The organism is Mycobacterium sp. E3251, assembly GCF_001666835.1.
Taxonomy (GTDB): Bacteria; Actinomycetota; Actinomycetes; order Mycobacteriales; family Mycobacteriaceae; genus Mycobacterium.
This window is the reverse complement of sequence record NZ_LZJF01000004.1, coordinates 30,723-48,139: the sequence shown is the minus strand read 5'-3', so window position 1 is coordinate 48,139 and position 17,417 is coordinate 30,723. Positions and strand designations below refer to the sequence as shown.

General features: G+C 66.9%; 17 protein-coding genes. 11 read left to right on the top strand and 6 right to left on the bottom strand.

The genetic code is table 11. The annotated features are described in order from the left end of the window. Positions 1 to 20: 20 nt before the first annotated feature. Positions 21 to 296, bottom strand: a complete 276-nt coding sequence (locus tag A5697_RS26805) for a hypothetical protein (protein ID WP_082953169.1) — start codon at positions 294 to 296, stop codon at positions 21 to 23. Positions 297 to 489: 193 nt separating this feature from the next. On the opposite strand from A5697_RS26805, the gene A5697_RS00420 reads away from it, so the two are divergent. The 3 genes from A5697_RS00420 to A5697_RS00410 are packed head-to-tail and all read left to right on the top strand — an operon-like array spanning position 490 to position 2,704. Continuing rightward, the gene (locus A5697_RS00420) at positions 490 to 1,767 is read left to right on the top strand and encodes a bifunctional 3,4-dihydroxy-2-butanone-4-phosphate synthase/GTP cyclohydrolase II (protein WP_067944611.1); all 1,278 of its coding nucleotides are present in this window, start codon (positions 490 to 492) and stop codon (positions 1,765 to 1,767) included. Next, complete coding sequence (gene ribH / locus A5697_RS00415; protein ID WP_067944610.1) at positions 1,764 to 2,246, top strand: 6,7-dimethyl-8-ribityllumazine synthase; 483 nt, start codon at positions 1,764 to 1,766, stop codon at positions 2,244 to 2,246. Before A5697_RS00420 ends, ribH begins: the two co-directional genes overlap by 4 nt. Next, entirely contained in the window at positions 2,243 to 2,704 is a 462-nt protein-coding gene (locus A5697_RS00410; protein WP_068006987.1) for a PH domain-containing protein, read from the top strand. The genes ribH and A5697_RS00410 overlap by 4 nt, the downstream gene beginning before the upstream one ends. Before the next feature lie 44 nt (positions 2,705 to 2,748). On the opposite strand, the gene A5697_RS00405 is transcribed toward A5697_RS00410, so the two are convergent. Continuing rightward, positions 2,749 to 3,087 carry a hemophore-related protein gene (locus A5697_RS00405; RefSeq protein ID WP_067275840.1) on the bottom strand — a complete coding sequence of 113 codons (339 nt, stop codon included), beginning with the start codon at positions 3,085 to 3,087 and terminating at the stop codon, positions 2,749 to 2,751. 284 nt (positions 3,088 to 3,371) lie between these two features. On the opposite strand from A5697_RS00405, the gene uvrC reads away from it, so the two are divergent. The 7 genes from uvrC to A5697_RS00370 all read left to right on the top strand — a co-directional run bounded on the left by uvrC (position 3,372) and on the right by A5697_RS00370 (position 12,490). Next, complete coding sequence (gene uvrC, locus A5697_RS00400; protein ID WP_067944608.1) at positions 3,372 to 5,315, top strand: excinuclease ABC subunit UvrC; 1,944 nt, start codon at positions 3,372 to 3,374, stop codon at positions 5,313 to 5,315. Next, positions 5,312 to 6,226, top strand: coding sequence for an RNase adapter RapZ (gene rapZ / locus A5697_RS00395; protein ID WP_067944607.1), 915 nt, complete (start codon positions 5,312 to 5,314; stop codon positions 6,224 to 6,226). The genes uvrC and rapZ overlap by 4 nt, the downstream gene beginning before the upstream one ends. Further along, complete coding sequence (yvcK, locus tag A5697_RS00390; protein ID WP_067944606.1) at positions 6,223 to 7,299, top strand: uridine diphosphate-N-acetylglucosamine-binding protein YvcK; 1,077 nt, start codon at positions 6,223 to 6,225, stop codon at positions 7,297 to 7,299. The genes rapZ and yvcK overlap by 4 nt, the downstream gene beginning before the upstream one ends. Next, positions 7,296 to 8,273, top strand: coding sequence for a DNA-binding protein WhiA (gene whiA, locus A5697_RS00385; RefSeq protein ID WP_139272911.1), 978 nt, complete (start codon positions 7,296 to 7,298; stop codon positions 8,271 to 8,273). The genes yvcK and whiA overlap by 4 nt, the downstream gene beginning before the upstream one ends. A gap of 53 nt (positions 8,274 to 8,326) precedes the next feature. Beyond that, on the top strand, positions 8,327 to 9,715 hold the full coding sequence (locus tag A5697_RS00380) for a wax ester/triacylglycerol synthase family O-acyltransferase (protein ID WP_067944605.1): 1,389 nt from the start codon (positions 8,327 to 8,329) through the stop codon (positions 9,713 to 9,715). 305 nt (positions 9,716 to 10,020) lie between these two features. After that, a complete protein-coding gene (hsaA, locus tag A5697_RS00375; RefSeq protein WP_067944604.1) occupies positions 10,021 to 11,205 on the top strand; it encodes a 3-hydroxy-9,10-secoandrosta-1,3,5(10)-triene-9,17-dione monooxygenase oxygenase subunit in 1,185 nt (394 codons plus the stop codon). 34 nt (positions 11,206 to 11,239) lie between these two features. Next, the gene (locus A5697_RS00370) at positions 11,240 to 12,490 is read left to right on the top strand and encodes a cytochrome P450 (protein WP_068006983.1); all 1,251 of its coding nucleotides are present in this window, start codon (positions 11,240 to 11,242) and stop codon (positions 12,488 to 12,490) included. 35 nt (positions 12,491 to 12,525) lie between these two features. On the opposite strand, the gene A5697_RS00365 is transcribed toward A5697_RS00370, so the two are convergent. From A5697_RS00365 to A5697_RS00350, 4 genes are all read right to left on the bottom strand, one after another. After that, positions 12,526 to 13,671, bottom strand: coding sequence for a Rieske 2Fe-2S domain-containing protein (locus A5697_RS00365; RefSeq protein WP_068006981.1), 1,146 nt, complete (start codon positions 13,669 to 13,671; stop codon positions 12,526 to 12,528). Positions 13,672 to 13,789: 118 nt separating this feature from the next. Continuing rightward, positions 13,790 to 15,160 carry an HNH endonuclease signature motif containing protein gene (locus A5697_RS00360; protein WP_068006978.1) on the bottom strand — a complete coding sequence of 457 codons (1,371 nt, stop codon included), beginning with the start codon at positions 15,158 to 15,160 and terminating at the stop codon, positions 13,790 to 13,792. Between the two features lie 271 nt (positions 15,161 to 15,431). After that, positions 15,432 to 15,731, bottom strand: coding sequence for a hypothetical protein (locus A5697_RS00355; protein ID WP_068006974.1), 300 nt, complete (start codon positions 15,729 to 15,731; stop codon positions 15,432 to 15,434). A 1-nt stretch (position 15,732) separates the two neighbouring features. After that, positions 15,733 to 16,389 (bottom strand): DJ-1/PfpI family protein, encoded by a 657-nt coding sequence (locus A5697_RS00350; RefSeq protein ID WP_068006972.1) that lies wholly within the window; start codon positions 16,387 to 16,389, stop codon positions 15,733 to 15,735. 76 nt (positions 16,390 to 16,465) lie between these two features. Here A5697_RS00350 and A5697_RS00345 point away from each other — a divergent pair, with 76 nt between their 5' ends. Then, a complete protein-coding gene (locus A5697_RS00345; RefSeq protein ID WP_068006971.1) occupies positions 16,466 to 17,413 on the top strand; it encodes a GlxA family transcriptional regulator in 948 nt (315 codons plus the stop codon). The last annotated feature ends 4 nt before the right edge of the window (positions 17,414 to 17,417 follow it).

Sequence of the window (17,417 nt, the reverse complement as noted above, 5' to 3'; positions counted from 1 at the left end):
TGCGCGCCGCGCCGGTTCGCTCAGCAGGGCTCGCCCGGAGGCGTCCAGTAGGGCTCGCCGGATGGGGTGTAGCACGGCGGTGGTGCGTCGGGTGGCGGGACCGTCATCGCGCCGGCCGGAAGGACCCAGTTACCCCAGCGACCCGGATCCGTGCACCCGCCGACGCTCACATGCCGACCGCCGACGTCGGCGCACGCGTCGGCCGTCGCCCGTTGCGGGGAGGCGACGCCCGCTGCTAGTCCGGCCGCGAACATCAAGGTCACGGCCGGTACCGCCAGTCTTACCGCGATTCTCATGCGCCCAGCGTAGATTGCTGGGACCGGATCAGGGGTCGTTTTGCCGCGCCCGTCCCCATCGTTCCGAAGGTGCACAGGCGCCGTGCCGGTCCGTCGCGAACTCCGCGGCAATAACGTGGCCCGCGCGGTGGTTCATACTGAATGCAACACTTGGGCTCTTCCTGCGGACCCCTGAGACAGCAAGGTAGCGACGATGACGAGGTTGGACTCCGTCGAGAGGGCGGTTGCCGACATTGCGGCCGGAAAGGCCGTGGTCGTCATCGACGACGAGGATCGCGAGAACGAAGGCGACCTGATCTTCGCCGCGGAAAAGGCGACGCCGGAGCTGGTGGCGTTCATGGTCCGCTACACCTCGGGGTACCTGTGCGTCCCGCTGGACGGCGCCATCTGCGACCGGCTGGGGCTGCTGCCCATGTACGCGGTGAACCAGGACAAGCACGGGACGGCCTACACCGTCACCGTCGACGCGAAGAACGGTGTGGGCACCGGTATTTCGGCCTCCGATCGCGCGACCACCATGCGCCTGCTGGCCGATCCCGCCAGCATCGCCAACGATTTCACGCGCCCCGGTCACGTGGTTCCGTTGCGCGCCAAGGACGGCGGCGTGCTGCGCCGCCCCGGCCACACCGAGGCCGCCGTCGACCTGGCCCGGATGGCCGGATTGCAACCCGCGGGCGCGATTTGCGAAATCGTCAGCCAAAAGGACGAAGGCGCGATGGCGCAGACCGACGAGCTGCGGGTCTTCGCCGACGAGCACGACCTCGCGATGATCACCATCGCCGATCTGATCGAGTGGCGGCGCAAGCACGAGAAACACATCGAGCGAATCGCCGAGGCCCGCATACCGACCCGGCACGGAGAGTTTCGCGCCATCGGCTACGCCAGCATCTATGAGGACGTCGAACACGTCGCGCTGGTGCGTGGCGAGATCGCCGGGCCCAACGCCGACGGCGACGACGTGCTGGTCCGGGTGCACTCCGAGTGCCTGACCGGTGACGTGTTCGGTTCCCGCCGGTGCGATTGCGGGCCTCAGCTCGACGCCGCGATGGCGATGGTCGCGCGGGAGGGCCGCGGCATCGTGCTGTACATGCGTGGCCACGAGGGCCGCGGTATCGGCCTGATGCACAAACTGCAGGCCTATCAGCTGCAGGACGCCGGCGAGGACACCGTCGACGCCAACCTCAAACTCGGATTGCCAGCGGACGCAAGGGATTACGGAATCGGGGCGCAGATCCTGGTCGACCTCGGCGTCCGCTCGATGCGGCTACTGACCAACAACCCGGCCAAACGGGTCGGGCTGGACGGCTACGGCCTGCACATCATCGAGCGGGTGCCGCTGCCGGTGCGCGCCAACGCGGAGAACATCCGCTACCTGATGACCAAGCGCGACAAGATGGGCCATGACCTGGCCGGCCTCGACGACTTTCACGAATCGGTCCATCTGCCAGGCGAATTCGGCGGCGCTCTGTGAGTCCTGCCGCGGGCGTGCCGGAGGTTCGGCCCCTGGATGCATCCGGTCTGCGGTTGGCCATCGTTGCGAGCACCTGGCACACCGAGATCTGCGACGCGCTACTGGCCGGTGCTCGCAAGGTGGCCGCCGCGTGGGGCATCGACGACCCGACGGTGGTCCGCGTGCTCGGCGCGATCGAGATCCCGGTGGTGGCGCAGGAACTGACCCGCAATCACGATGCGGTGGTCGCCCTGGGTGTGGTAATCCGTGGCCAGACACCGCATTTCGACTATGTGTGCGACGCCGTGACGCAGGGCTTGACCCGCGTGTCGCTGGACTCTTCGACGCCGGTGGCCAATGGGGTGCTGACCACCGACACTGAGGAGCAGGCCCTCGACCGCGCCGGTCTTCCCGAATCAGCCGAGGACAAGGGTGCTCAGGCGACCGGTGCGGCGCTGCAGACCGCGCTGACGCTGCGTGACCTGCGCGCTCGGTCGTGACCGACCAGGGGGGCTGGGACGTCGAGTTGCGTCCCTACCGCACACCTAAATTCGTTTACGGGGCGGCGATCATCATCGCCGCGGTGCACATCGCGATCGGATTCTTGCTCAAGGCCGGATCGACCGGGGTGGTGTTCCAGACCAGCGACCAGGTGGCGATGGCGCTGCTCGGTCTGGTCCTCGCGGGCGTGGTGCTGCTGTTCGCCCGGCCCCGGCTGCGCATCGGGGCCGCCGGCATATCGGTGCGTAACCTGCTGGGCGACAAATTGATCGAGTGGCCGGACGTCGCCGGTGTCTCGTTCCCGGTGGGGAACCGCTGGGCGCGCATCGACCTGCCCGACGACGAGTACATTCCCGTGATGGCCATCCAGGCCGTCGACAAGGAACGCGCGATCGACGCCATGGACACCGTGCGATCGCTATTGGCGCGGTATCGGCCCGACCTGCATAGCCACTGAACGGGCTATCCGTGCGAGCACGGATAGCCCGTCAGGTGGATCGGTCAGAAGTTCTTACAGTCGGTCATCATCTGCTGGAAGATCGGCAAAGCCTGTTGCGCGCCCTGGTTGTGCTCGATGGCGTGCAGCAGGTTCACGCGCTGATCCGGCGACGACGCCAGGTACTGCTGCAAGAACTGCTGGTTCGGCGGCGACTGGTCGAGGTACTGAGCGGCCATCGGGTTTTCCGCGTGCACCGCCCGCATCGCCTGGTCGTAGCTGCAGGTCGTGTTGATCATCGGGCCGTAGTCAGGGGCAGCGGATGCGACCCCAGCTGCGGCGGTCGACGCCAATGCCAGGCCGCCAACCCCCATCGCGATCCTGGTCAACGAGCGCTTGAACATCTGTGGACTCCCTCCATTGATTGCCACCCACTGTAACGTCCAGCTACCACCTTGGTAACCAGAACGAGAGCCGTCCAAACCGCCCACACCGTGGGTTAGTCGTCGTAACCCGAGGTCGTCGGCCCTTTTCTGGGAGTTGGCGGATCTCTCGGCGGCTGACCTATTTATCGAACAAGCGCTCGAATGCGTTACAGGCAGCGGTCGAACCAGGGGCGCCGTTCTCGGCGCGTCGAGCCGTGATCCCGAGGGGCCGGCATCCGCCCGACGGCTACTAGCCTGGATGGGTGCCAGATCCCGCCACGTATCGCCCTCCGCCCGGGTCCATCCCGGTCGAGCCGGGCGTCTACCGATTCCGGGATACGCACGGACGGGTCATCTACGTCGGCAAGGCGAAGAGCCTGCGGAGCAGGCTGACGTCCTACTTCCAGGACATCTCCGCCCTGCACCCGCGCACCCGGCAGATGGTGACCACCGCCGCCAAGGTCGAGTGGACGGTGGTCAACACCGAAGTCGAGGCGCTGCAGCTCGAATACAACTGGATCAAGGAGTTCGACCCGCGGTTCAACGTCCGCTACCGCGACGACAAGTCGTACCCGGTGCTGGCCGTCACCCTCAACGAGGAATTTCCGCGGCTGATGGTCTACCGCGGGCCGCGCCGCAAGGGCGTGCGCTATTTCGGGCCCTACTCCCATGCCTGGGCGATTCGGGAGACGCTGGACCTGCTCACCCGCGTGTTTCCGGCCCGCACCTGTTCGGCCGGTGTGTTCAAGCGGCACAAGCAGATCGACCGTCCGTGCCTGCTCGGATACATCGACAAGTGCTCGGCGCCTTGCATCGGCCGGGTCAGCGCCGAGCAGCACCGCCAGATCGTCGACGATTTCTGCGACTTCCTGTCCGGCAAGACGGACCGCTTCGCGCGCGAGTTGGAACAGCGAATGCACGCCGCGTCCGACGAACTCGACTTCGAGCGGGCCGCTCGCCTGAGGGACGACCTGGGTGCGCTCAAACGCGCCATGGAGAAGCAGGCCGTGGTGCTCGGCGACGGCACCGATGCCGACGTGGTCGCCTTCGCCGACGACGAGCTGGAGGCGGCGGTGCAGGTGTTCCACGTCCGCGGCGGCCGAGTGCGCGGCCAGCGCGGCTGGATCGTCGAAAAGTCCGCGGAGGCGGGTGATTCCGGCGAGGAGCAGTTGGTCGAGCAGTTTCTGACGCAGTTCTACGGCGAGCAGGCCGAACTGGGTGGTGCGGCCGACGAGGCCGCCAACCCGGTGCCGCGCGAGGTGCTGGTGCCCTGCCTGCCGTCCAACTCCGACGAACTGACCAGCTGGCTGTCCGGCCTGCGCGGTTCGCGCGTCGCGCTGCGGGTGCCCCGCCGCGGCGACAAGCGGGCACTCGCCGAAACCGTACAGCGCAACGCCAAAGAGGCTCTGCAGCAACACAAGCTGAGAAGGGCCGGCGACTTCAACGCCAGATCGGCTGCGCTGCAGAACATTCAGGAAGCTCTCGGGTTGGCTGATGCGCCGCTGCGCATCGAATGCGTCGACATCAGCCACGTGCAGGGCACCGACGTGGTGGGCTCGTTGGTGGTGTTCGAGGACGGCCTGCCGCGCAAGTCCGACTACCGCCACTTCGGGATCCGCGAAGCCGCCGGGCAGGGGCGCTCGGACGACGTCGCCTCGATCGCCGAGGTGACGCGGCGTCGGTTCGCTCGCCACCTGAGTGAACAAAACGATCCGAATATGCTTTCACCCGAAGGAAAGTCGCGCCGATTCGCCTATCCGCCCAACCTCTACGTCGTCGACGGAGGCGCACCGCAGGTCAACGCGGCCAGCGCCGTGCTCGAAGACCTCGGCATCACCGACGTCGCGGTGATCGGTCTGGCCAAGCGGCTGGAAGAGATTTGGGTGCCGTCCGAGCCGGATCCCGTCATCATGCCGCGCAACAGCGAAGGCCTTTATCTGTTGCAACGGATTCGTGACGAGGCGCATCGGTTCGCCATCACCTACCATCGCAGCAAGCGATCCAAGCGAATGACCGCCTCGGCGCTGGATTCGGTGCCAGGATTGGGGGAGCATCGCCGCAAGGCGCTGGTAACCCATTTCGGATCCATAGCCCGCCTCAAGGAGGCCACCGTCGACCAGATCACGGCCGTTCCCGGTATCGGTGTGGCCACCGCCACCGCCGTCCTGGAGGCGTTGCGACCTGACCCACCCGGAGAAGCCGAATGACGGGTGAATTGGCGGAGGGCCACACCCGGGGTGCCCCGGCCGGCATCGATGTCGTTCTGGTGACCGGATTATCGGGCGCGGGGCGGGGTACTGCGGCCAAGGTGCTCGAGGACCTGGGCTGGTATGTGGCCGACAACCTGCCGCCCCAGCTGATCACGCGGATGGTGGATTTCGGCATGGACGCCGGGTCGCGGATCACCCGGCTGGCGGTGGTGATGGACGTGCGGTCGCGCGGCTTCACCGGTGACCTCGATGAGGTGCGCAACGAGCTGGCCACCCGAAACATCAGCCCGCGGGTGGTGTTCATGGAGGCATCCGACGACATGCTGGTGCGCCGCTATGAACAGAATCGCCGCAGTCATCCGCTGCAGGGCGACCAGACCCTGGCCGAGGGCATCGCCGCCGAGCGCCGGATGCTGGCCCCGGTGCGCGCCACCGCCGACCTGATCATCGACACGTCGACACTGTCGGTGCGGGGCTTGCGGGAGAGCATCGAGCGCGCGTTCGGCGGCGAAGCCAGCACGTCGATCAGCGTCACCGTCGAATCGTTCGGCTTCAAGTACGGCCTGCCGATGGACGCCGACATGGTGATGGACGTGCGGTTCCTGCCGAACCCGCACTGGGTGGACGAGCTGCGCCCGCTCACCGGACAGGACCCGGCCGTCAGTGAATACGTGTTGAGCCAGCCCGGCGCCGCGGAGTTTCTCGACGCCTACCATCGGTTGCTGTCTCTGGTCGTCGACGGTTACCGCCGGGAGGGCAAGCGGTACATGACGGTCGGAATCGGCTGCACCGGTGGTAAGCACCGCAGCGTTGCGATCGCCGAGGCGCTGATGCAGATCCTCAAGGCCGATGAGGGCGAAGCACAACTTTCGGTGCGGGTGTTGCACCGGGATCTGGGGCGCGAATGAACGCGCCGACGAATAAGGGCATCGTCGCGCTGGGCGGCGGACACGGTCTGTACGCGACGCTGTCCGCGGCCCGCCGGCTGACGCCGCACGTCACCGCCGTGGTGACCGTCGCCGACGACGGTGGTTCCTCCGGGCGGCTGCGCAGCGAATTGGATGTGGTGCCACCGGGTGATCTGCGAATGGCGTTGGCGGCCTTGGCATCCGACAGCCCGCACGGGCGGCTGTGGGCGACCATTCTGCAGCACCGCTTCGGCGGCAATGGGGCGTTGGCCGGGCACCCGATCGGCAATCTGCTGCTCGCCGGGCTGTCGGAAGTGCTGGCCGATCCGGTGGCCGCCCTCGACGAGCTGGGCCGCATCCTGGGCGTCAAGGGCCGGGTGCTGCCGATGTGTCCGATCGCTCTGCAGATCGAGGCGGACGTGTCGGGCCTGGAGACCGACCCGCGGATATTCCGGCTGATTCGCGGCCAGGTGGCGATCGCCACCACACCGGGCAAGGTCCGACGGGTGCGCCTACTGCCGTCCGATCCGCCGGCGACCCGTCAGGCCGTCGACGCCATCATGGCCGCCGACCTGGTGGTCCTCGGTCCCGGCTCGTGGTTCACCAGCGTGATCCCGCACGTGCTGGTGCCGGGTCTGGCGGCGGCGCTGCGGGCCACCACCGCCCGGCGGGCGCTGGTGCTCAATCTGATGGCCGAGCCGGGGGAGACGGCTGGCTTCTCCGTCGAGCGTCATCTGCACGTGTTGGCCCAGCACGCACCGGGGTTCACCGTGCACGACATCATCATCGACGCCGAGCGCGTGCCCAGTGAGCGGGAGCGCGAGCACCTGCGCCGCACCGCGACGCTGCTTTCGGCCGAGGTCCACTTCGCCGATGTGGCCCGACCTGGTACACCTTTACATGATCCAGGCAAACTCGCGGCGGCCCTGGACGGGGTCCGGGCGGCCCACAAGGGTCCGGGAGCGCCTCCGGTCACGGCCACCGCGGAAATTCGGGTCGACGGTGCAAGTCCACAGACCGGTGGAGATGGACCGGGCGGCAGCGGACCGAGGAGTGACGACGCGTGGCGATGACGACCGAAGTCAAGGACGAGCTCAGCCGCCTGGTCGTGAAGTCGGTCAGTGCGCGTCGCGCGGAGGTCACGTCCCTGCTGAGGTTCGCCGGTGGATTGCACATCGTCGGCGGTCGGGTGGTGGTGGAGGCCGAGGTGGACCTGGGCAACGTCGCGCGCCGACTGCGCAAGGACATCTTCGAGCTCTACGGCTATAACGCGGTCGTGCATGTGTTGTCGGCCAGCGGGATTCGCAAGACCACCCGTTACGTGTTGCGCGTGGCCAACGACGGCGAGGCGCTGGCACGCCAGACCGGACTGCTCGACAACCGCGGCCGGCCCGTGCGCGGTCTGCCCGCCCAAGTCGTGGGGGGCAGCGTCGCCGACGCCGAGGCCGCCTGGCGCGGAGCCTTCCTCGCGCACGGGTCGCTGACCGAGCCGGGACGGTCGTCGGCTCTGGAGGTCAGCTGCCCCGGCCCGGAGGCCGCGCTGGCGTTGGTGGGCGCGGCGCGACGGCTCGGGGTCAGCGCCAAGGCACGCGAGGTGCGTGGCGCCGATCGGGTGGTGGTGCGCGACGGCGAGGCGATCGGCGCGTTGCTGACCCGGATGGGCGCCCAGGACACCCGGCTGATCTGGGAGGAGCGCCGGATGCGCCGCGAGGTGCGGGCGACTGCCAACCGGCTCGCCAACTTCGACGACGCCAACCTGCGCCGCTCGGCGCGGGCGGCGGTCGCGGCAGCGGCCCGCGTGGAACGCGCATTGGAGATTCTCGGCGACACCGTCCCCGACCACCTGGCCTCGGCCGGCAAGCTGCGCGTCGAGCACCGGCAGGCCTCGCTGGAGGAGCTCGGCCGGCTCGCCGACCCGCCGATGACGAAAGACGCTGTGGCGGGCCGCATTCGCCGGCTGCTGTCGATGGCCGACCGCAAGGCCAAGATCGAGGGCATTCCGGACACCGAGTCGGCAGTGACACCTGATTTGCTGGAAGACGCGTAACTGGACGCGCGAATCGCTGTTCGCAACGAGTAGGCGGGGGCTACGGTCGGGGGATGAAGCGGCTTTCGAGCGTTGATGCGGCGTTTTGGTCGGCCGAGACTGCGGGCTGGCACATGCATGTGGGGGCACTGGCGATCTGTGACCCGAAGGAAACACCCGAGTACAGCTTTCAGCGGCTCCGCGAACTGATCATCGAGCGGCTGCCCGAGCTGCCGCAGCTGCGGTGGCGGGTCACCGGTGCGCCGCTCGGGCTGGACCGGCCGTGGTTCGTCGAAGACGAGGAATTGGACATCGACTTCCACATCCGGCGCATCGCCGTGCCGGCGCCGGGCGGGCGGCGTGAGCTCGAGGAGCTGGTTGGCCGGTTGATGTCCTACAAGCTGGACCGTGCCCGGCCGCTGTGGGAGATGTGGGTGATCGAGGGCGTCGAGGGTGGCCGGGTCGCGTCGCTGACCAAGATGCACCACGCCATCGTCGACGGCGTCTCCGGGGCCGGCCTGGGTGAGATCCTCTTGGACGTCACGCCGGAACCGCGCCCGCCGCAACAGGAAACGGTCGGATCCCTGGTGGGCTCGCGCATCCCGGGCATCGAACGCCGGGCGGTGGGCGCGCTCATCAACGTCGGCGTCAAGACGCCCTTCCGCATCGCTAGGCTCGTGGAGCAGACCGTGCGCCAGCAGATCGCCGCGCTGGGCGTGAGCGGCCGGCCCCCGCGGTACTTCGAAGCGCCCAAGACCCGGTTCAACGCACCCGTGTCGCCGCACCGCCGGATCACCGGCTGCCGCGTCGAGCTGGCCCGGGCCAAGGCCGTCAAGGACGCCTACGGCGTCAAGCTCAACGACGTGGTGCTGGCGCTCGTGGCCGGGGCGGCCCGCGAGTACTTGCAGAAGCGCGGCGAGCTGCCGGCCAAGCCGCTCATCGCGCAGATCCCGGTCTCCACTCGCACCGACGACAATAAGGAGGACGTCGGCAACCAGGTGAGCTCGATGACTGTCTCGTTGGCCACCGACGTCGAAGACCCGGGGGAGCGGCTGCGGGCAATCCACGAAAGCACCCAGAACGCCAAGCTGATGGCCAAGGCGTTGTCGGCGCACCAGATCATGGGGCTGACCGAAACGACGCCGCCGGGACTGCTGGGGCTGGCCGCGCGGGCCTACACCGCCAGCGGGCTGTCGCGAAACCTGGCCCCCATCAACCTGGTTGTGTCCAACGTGCCCGGTCCGCCGTTCCCGTTGTACATGGCCGGCGCCAGGCTCGATTCGCTGGTGCCGCTCGGGCCGCCCGTCATGGACGTCGCCCTGAACATCACCTGCTTCTCCTACACCGACTACCTGGACTTCGGTTTCGTGACGACGCCCGAGGTGGCCAGCGACATCGACGACATGGCCGACCGCATCGAGCCGGCGTTGACCGACCTGGAGAAGGCCGCCGCGCGGGAGTGAGCTAGCGGCGTAGCAGTCTCCGAATGTCGTTGGCGCCTTAGGTTCTCGACTTCACTTCCAGGGTCTTCGCCCCTGATCCCGGGTGACCGGATCGCGGCGTGTGACGACGATTCCCGTAGCGAGGGCGACCGGCGCGGGACAGCTATGGGACTTTATGCCCTATTTCCGACTCGGCGTCGGGCCATAATTAGAACAAGTTACAGACCAGGTTTTATTGCTGCTGTACTGCGGAAACAACGAAATATTTGGCTGCCATTGCAACGTCATCTAGTTCGGTGATCAGTGCGCACGTCAGGAGGTAAGCAGTGACGTCCGTTCGAGAAGTTGATGCCCAGTCGGTGTTGGCCGCCATCGACGACCTTTTGCCCAAGCTGCGGCAGCGGGCAGAGGAGACCGAGGATCTGCGGCGACTGCCGGACGCCACCGTGAGCGAACTCCAGGACATCGGCTTCTTCCGGCTGCTGCAACCAGCGCAGTGGGGCGGGATGCAATGCGATCCGACGGTATTCTTCGAGGCCGTCAGGCGCCTGGCCAGCGCGTGCGGGTCAACCGGATGGGTGGCATCGATCCTTGGCGTGCACAACTGGCACGCGGCGCAGTTCGACCAGCAGGCCCAGCAAGACGTCTGGGGCGAGGACACGGGCGTGCGCATCTCCTCGTCGTACGCTCCGATGGGCGCCGGTCGGGTGGTCGACGGTGGTTATGTGGTCAACGGCTCGTGGAACTGGTCGTCGGGTTGCGACCACGCCACGTGGACCTTCGTCGGCGGCCCGGTGCTCAAGGACGGCCAGCCGGTCGACTTCGGCAGCTTCTTGATCCCGAACAGCGATTACCGCATCGACGACGTCTGGCATGTGGTCGGCCTGAAGGGCACCGGCAGCAACACCCTGGTGGTCAAGGACGCCTTCGTGCCCCGGCACCGGTTCCTGTCCTACAAGTCGATGAACGATCACACCGCGGGCGGGCTGGCCGTCAACACCGCTCCCGTCTACCAGATGCCATGGGGCACAATGCATCCCACCACGATCACCGCCCCGATCGTCGGCATGGCCTATGGCGCCTACGAATCGCATGTCGAGCATCAAGGCAAGCGGGTGCGTGCCGCGTTCGCGGGCGAGAAATCCAAAGACGACCCCTTCGCCAAGGTGCGGATCGCCGAGGCGGCCAGCGACATCGACGCCGCCTGGCGACAGCTGATGGGCAACGTCGGCGACGAATACTCGTGCCTGGTGGCGGGCCGGGAGGTCCCGTTCGAGCTGCGGACCCGGGCCCGTCGCGACCAGGTGCGCGCCACCGCTCGCGCGGTCGCTTCGATCGACCGGCTGTTCGACGCATCGGGCGCCACCGCGTTGGCCAATAGCGCTCCGATGCAACGGTTCTGGCGCGACGCGCACGCCGGCCGTGTGCACGCCGCCAACGATCCCGAGCGGGCCTACCTGATCTTCGGCAATCACGAATTCGGGCTGCCGGCCGCCGACACCATGGTCTGACTCAATGCTGATCTGACTCGCAGAGGAGCCATCGATGACCTGCCCGCACCTTCCCCCCGGCTTCGACCCGACCGACCCGGACATCTACGCCGAGCGCCTACCCGTCGAGGAGCTCGCCGAACTCCGCCGCAACGCACCGATTTGGTGGTGCGACCAGCCCGTCGGCAAGGGTGGTTTCAACGACGGTGGCTTCTGGGTGGTGACCAAGCACAAAGACGTCAAGGAGGTGTCGCTGCGCAACGACGTCTTCTCCAGCTGGCTCAACGGCGCCATCCCGCGCTTCGCCGACGACATGAGCCGCGAAGACATCGACGTGCAGCGGTTCGTTCTGCTCAACATGGACCCGCCGCACCACACCCGGCTGCGCAGGATCATCTCCCGCGGGTTCACGCCACGCGCGATCGGGCGGCTGCGCGACCAGCTCAACGAGCGGGCGCAGGCCATCGCCAAGGCCGCCGCCGCCGAGGGCTCCGGCGATTTCGTCGAGCAGGTGGCGTGCGAATTGCCGCTGCAGGCTATCGCCGGGCTGCTCGGGGTGCCGCAAGAGGACCGCGGCAAGCTCTTCCGGTGGTCCAACGAGATGACCGGCGCCCAGGATCCCGAGTACGCACATATCGATCCCAAGGTGTCCTCGGCGGAGGTGCTGGCCTACGCGATGAAAATGGCCGAGCTCAAGGCCGAAAATCCCGGCGACGACATCGTTTCCACGCTGCTGCAGGCGGATATCGACGGCGAGAAGCTGTCCGACGACGAGTTCGGGTTCTTCGTGATGATGCTGGCGGTCGCCGGCAACGAGACCACCCGCAATTCGATCACCCAGGGCATGATGGCGTTCGCCGACTTCCCCGACCAGTGGGAGCTGTACAAGGAGGAGCGCCCGGAGACCGCGGCGGACGAGATCGTCCGGTGGGCCACCCCGGTCACCGCGTTCCAGCGCACCGCCAACCGGGACACCGAGCTGTCGGGCGTGACGATCAAGAAGGGTCAGCGGGTGTTGATGTTCTACCGCTCCGCCAACTTCGACGAGGACGTCTTCACCGACCCGTTCACGTTCGACATCTTGCGGAATCCCAACCCGCACGTCGGATTTGGCGGCACCGGCGAGCATTACTGTATCGGCGCCAACCTGGCCAAGTTGACGATCAACCTGATGTTCAACGCCATCGCCGACCACATGCCCGACCTCACGCCCATCGCAAGACCGGAGCGGATCCGGTCCGGCTGGCTCAACGGCATCAAGCACTGGCAGGTCGACTACACCGGTAAGTGTCCGGTCGAGCACTGAATCTTATTGCGGCTGACTCCTATTGCGGCTGCATCCTATTGCGGCTGCGCGACCTTGGGCCGAAGATTCTCTTCCACCTCCGCATGCCAGTGCTTGTTCGCGGTGGTCGTGTCGACCTCATACTCAAAGCGGTCGGTCATCTCCGGCGTGACCTCTGCGGCATCGACATAGAACTGCTGATACCAGCGCCGCAGCTGATAGACCGGGCCATCCTCTTCCACCAGCAACGGGTTCTCGATTCGCGTCTTGTGCTTCCAGATCTCGACGTCCTGCAGGAAGCCCATGCTGACGCCCTCGGTGAACGCTTCGGACAGCTTCTCGGTGGCGGCGTCGTCCATGCCTTCCGGCTTCCGCACCTTGATGCCCCACTGCAGCATGAAGGAGTTCTGCGTGACGGGGTAATGACAGTTGACGAGGATCGATTCCACTTTGTAGCCGCCGTAACTGTTGTGCAGCCAGTTGATCATGAACGACGGGCCGAAGTAGGAGGCCTCGGAATCCAGTGTCTGTTCACCGGTGTAGTGCGACCCGCCGAGCAGCACATCGGGCCGGCCGACAGTGCGCAGATATTGCGAGGCGATATGCCCCTCGAAGACGTTTTTGAAATACGTCGGGAAGCCGTAGTGGATATAGAAGAAATGTGCCATGTCGACGATGTTGTCCACGATCTCGCGGCAATTTGAACCCTCGATGAGCTCGCTGCGCCAGCGCCAGTCGGTCCACGCGTCACTGGCGGCCTCCGGAATGTCGGGGATCTGCAACTGCGGTGACGGCGGATTGCCCTCGTGGTCGTGCCAGACGAACAACAGGCCGTTGTGCACCTCGGTAGGCCATGAGCGGGTGCGGGCCATTCGCGGTGTGCGCTTGGCATACGGCACCTCCTTGCATCTGCCGTCGCCGCCCCACCGCCAGTCGTGAAACGGGCACGCGACGGTGTCGCCCTTGACCACGCCCTGCGACAAGTCTCCGCCCATGTGCCGGCAGTAGGCGTCGAGGACTCGCAAATTGTCGTCCGAGTCGGCGAAGATGACGAGCTTCGTGCCGAAGATGTTGACCGGGTGAGGCTTTCCGTCGAGGAAGTCTTTGGCCACGCCCAGGCAGTGCCAGCCGCGGGCAAACCGGCTCGGCAACGTTCCCACGTCGATCTCTCGCACCCCGACGCCGGCGGTATCGATACTCACTTCACGCCTCCAGTCGCTCGCGCGGCTACTAGAACACGTTATAGTTTTGCGGCGGTCAGGCTGATATACACGCAGGCTAAAGCCCCTAGATTTGTGACTTATGGCCCTAGTTGATGGGTCAAACGGGGTCGTCGTCTGCGTCGTCTTGGTCGCGGAGGAATCGTTCGGGGTGGTGGTAGGTGTTGGTTCGGGGTTGTCCTCGGTCGAGGTGAGGTGGTGGGAGCCATTCGGTTTCGCCGCGGGCGTTGGTGCGGGTGGTCCAGCCTTGTTCGGCGAGGCGGTTGTCGGGGCCGCAGGCCAGGGTGAGGTCGTCGATGTCGGTGCGGCGGGTGGTGGTCCAGCCGGTGATGTGGTGGACCTGGCTGTGGTAGGCGGGGGCATCGCAGCCGGGTTTGCTGCAGCCACGATCCTTGCCATAGAGCATGATGCGCTGAGCGGGGGAGGCGATTCGTTTGGTGTGATGCAGCGCCAGTGATTTGGCGCCATCGAAGATGGCGAGGTAGTGGTGGGCGTGGCCGGCCCAGCGGATCACATCGCTCATGGGTACCAGGGTGCCGCCGGCGGTCAGGGCCTTGCCGGCGGCGGCCTCCAGGTCCTCCAACGTGGTGGTGACCACGATCGAGACCGGCAACCCGGTGTGGGAACCCAGTTTCCCCGAAGCCAACAGGCCGCGCAGCCCGGCGAGGAACGCGTCGTGGTTGCGCTGCGCTGTCGAGCGGGTGTCGCGGCGCACCGCGTCCTCATCAGGTGTCGCATCCACGATCGGGGTGTCGTCCTCGGGGTTGCACGCCCCGGGGGCGGCCAGTTTGGCCAGCATGGCCTCGATCGCGGCCCGCAGCTCCGGGGTGATCATGCCGCTCAGGCGTGACATGCCGTCGATCTCCTGGGCGCCTAGGGTGATGCCGCGTTTGCGGGCCCGCTCGGCGTCGCTGAATTCCCCGTCGGGGTGCAGCCAATCCATCACCCGCCCGGCGTATTTGGCCAACTCGTCGGCCCGATATCCGGCGGCTTTGCCGGCCAGGTCGGCCTCGGCGGCCTGGCGGGTCAATGCGTCCACCGCGGCGGGCAGCTGGGCGAAAAAGCTCCGGATCACCTTGACGTGGCTGTCACCGATGACCCCGTCGCGTTGGCCGGCCGCGGTGGCGCTCAGTTGCGGGGCCAGCGGCTCGCCGGTCAACCCCCGGCGCTGTCCGAGGTCGGCGGCTTCGGCGATGCGCCGGGCGGCCTCGGCCTTGGTGATGCGCAACCGGTCGGCCAGCCCCACCCGCAGCGACCCGCCCAGCTCTGCGGGGCTGGCGTGGGCGTCGAGCTGGTTGATCAACGCATGCTGGGGAGCGCGCAGCCGGCGGTATACCCGTTCCAGGCGCTCCAGGGCGCGCAGCCGCTCCGGGGTGGTGAGCACGTCAAAAGACAACTCGCACAACCGGTCCACGTCGTGGTCGAAGGCGTCGAACACCTCGACGATCTCCTCACGACCACTGACACCCATGCCCCAAACCCTAGAGACACCCACCGACAAAAACCGGCACTATGTGACCACTGAAGCCAAAGTGACACAAGGGATTACAACGAGTTGGCACCCGATTGGCGACCCGCATCGCCCGGCTGCGCCGCGCTCGCGATCGCCACTGGGGGATCGCCGCCACCAGGTGAACCGACAGCAGGAACGCGCTCACCGTTCCTCTCGGCCTACCGTCGTATAAGGCTCGTTGGCAGAGGTTTTCGGATCATCGAGCAAGTTCATCTCCGCGCCCGATGCGTCAGCCGCGGCGCGTGCCGGTCACCTTCGAGCGGGGCAGCCGCCCTGCCCGTGAATGACCGTTCAGCTGGTCACCGGTGACGGTCACATCGAACTCGAGGTTCAACCGCGTCGGCTTGGTGACCGACTGCCGCCAGGTCACCCTGTCGCCGTCGACCGAAATATCCCGTAGCGACGTGGTTTCGCCGTTCAGGGTGGCGGTGCCGCGAAGGCCGTCCTCATCCGGGCTGAAGGCGTAGATGACGACCAGCGACCCGATCGGCGTCTTGATAAGGACGTCCCACTCTCCAACGATGGGCATGTCAGATCTCCACCGGTTCGCGCCCCGACGGCTTCCACACGATGCCGCGGCGCTCGTATTCGAACAGCTCCTCAACGGCGTGCGCGACGCGGGGCCCGTAGGAACGCTCCAATAGGTAGAGCGCCAGGTCGAGACCGGAGGTGACTCCGCCCGCGCTGACGAAGTCGCCGTCGTCGACGACGCGGGCCCTGACAGCGTTCACTCCCGCCGCGTCGAGGAGGTCGATGCCCAGGTAATGGCTTGTGGCGTAGCGGTTCTCGATCAGGCCCGCCATGGCAAGCAATGCCGATCCGCCACAGACCGATCCGACGATGACCTCGGATTCGTCAAAGCACCTGCGCAGCAACGGAATGAGGGGAGTGTCGAGTGTGCGGGCCAGCAATACGGGAATGGTCTCGGCGCCGTGGTCCGGGTCGCCCGCGATAGCCCCGCTCACACCGGGAACGATTACGTATCCCGGCTTGGTCGGGTCCAGGCCGCCGTTGGCCAGCAATGCGACATCCTTGGTGCCGCTGAGTACTTCGCGGCGTCCCTCGGCGGAGACGAGCTCGACGATCAAGTCCCCACCCACCGCCTGAGCGCCCGCCGTGAGTACCTCGAAGGGGGCGATGACGTCGAGCAAATCGAACTTGTCGATCAGGACGATTTGTGCGAACACGATTGCCAATGCTGGCAGGACGCGTGCCGCAGAACCAGTGGCAAGAAGGACGCATTTCGCTGGTATATTGCCAAACGTGCATCGGGTCGCCGTGGTTGCGCTGCCGGATTGCGTGGTCTCCGACCTGGCGACACCGGTCGACGTCTTCGGCCGGGTCACGCTCTCGGACGGCCGCGCGGGCTACCGGGTGCGGGTGTGCGGGACGGAGGCGGAGGTCGGTGCGGGTCCGATTCGCATCGCGACCGACCACGGGATCGACGAGCTCTGCGACGCCGACACCATCGTGGTGCCCGGTTCCAACGATCCGTCGGCGCCGGCACCGCGGGCACTGATTGTCGCGCTGAAGGCGGCTTACGACAGCGGGATTCGCATCGCTTCGATCTGCACCGGTGCCTTCGTCCTTGCCGCCGCCGGTGTTCTCGACGGCAAGCGGGCGACGACACACTGGCTGGGAGCCGCCGACTTCCGGAACACCTATCCCGCCGTCGATCTCGACCCGGATGTGCTTTACGTGGACGAAGGTCAGATCTTGACGTCGGCCGGGGCGTCGGCGGGTCTGGACCTGTGTCTGCACCTGGTCGCCCGCGACTACGGGTCGGCCGTCGCCGCGGAGTCCGCACGCCTGGCCGTCGCGCCGCTACACCGGGCCGGCGGCCAAGCGCAGTTCATCCTGCGCAATCGGCGGCCGGCCAACACCCGCCTCGACGGGGTGCTCGCCTGGATCGAAGCACATGCGCACGAAAATCTGACGCTGCAGGAGATCGCCGCCTACGCGGCCACCAGCACTCGTACCCTCAATCGCCGCTTCCAGGCGGAGACGGGCCAGACACCGATCCAATGGCTCACCGGTGTGCGGGTGCGCCATGCTCAGCAGCTCCTGGAAGGCACGTCCGACAACGTCGAAAGCATCGGCCGTCGTGTGGGTTTCGAGTCGGCCGCAAACTTCCGCGAGCAGTTCAAGCGCCTCGTCGGGGTGTCACCCCAGGCGTATCGCACGGCGTTCCGCGATCAGGTGTCGCGCTAGGCGG

Bases quoted from the DNA above. Each gene is read 5' to 3' on its own strand.
- A5697_RS26805 (WP_082953169.1), bottom strand. From the start codon at position 296: ATGAGAATCGCGGTAAGACTGGCGGTACCGGCCGTGACCTTGATGTTC.
- A5697_RS00420 (WP_067944611.1), top strand. From the start codon at position 490: ATGACGAGGTTGGACTCCGTCGAGAGGGCGGTTGCCGACATTGCGGCC.
- A5697_RS00405 (WP_067275840.1), bottom strand. From the start codon at position 3,087: ATGTTCAAGCGCTCGTTGACCAGGATCGCGATGGGGGTTGGCGGCCTG.
- rapZ (WP_067944607.1), top strand. From the start codon at position 5,312: ATGACGGGTGAATTGGCGGAGGGCCACACCCGGGGTGCCCCGGCCGGC.
- yvcK (WP_067944606.1), top strand. From the start codon at position 6,223: ATGAACGCGCCGACGAATAAGGGCATCGTCGCGCTGGGCGGCGGACAC.
- whiA (WP_139272911.1), top strand. From the start codon at position 7,296: ATGACGACCGAAGTCAAGGACGAGCTCAGCCGCCTGGTCGTGAAGTCG.
- A5697_RS00380 (WP_067944605.1), top strand. From the start codon at position 8,327: ATGAAGCGGCTTTCGAGCGTTGATGCGGCGTTTTGGTCGGCCGAGACT.
- A5697_RS00370 (WP_068006983.1), top strand. From the start codon at position 11,240: ATGACCTGCCCGCACCTTCCCCCCGGCTTCGACCCGACCGACCCGGAC.
- A5697_RS00360 (WP_068006978.1), bottom strand. From the start codon at position 15,160: ATGGGTGTCAGTGGTCGTGAGGAGATCGTCGAGGTGTTCGACGCCTTC.
- A5697_RS00355 (WP_068006974.1), bottom strand. From the start codon at position 15,731: ATGCCCATCGTTGGAGAGTGGGACGTCCTTATCAAGACGCCGATCGGG.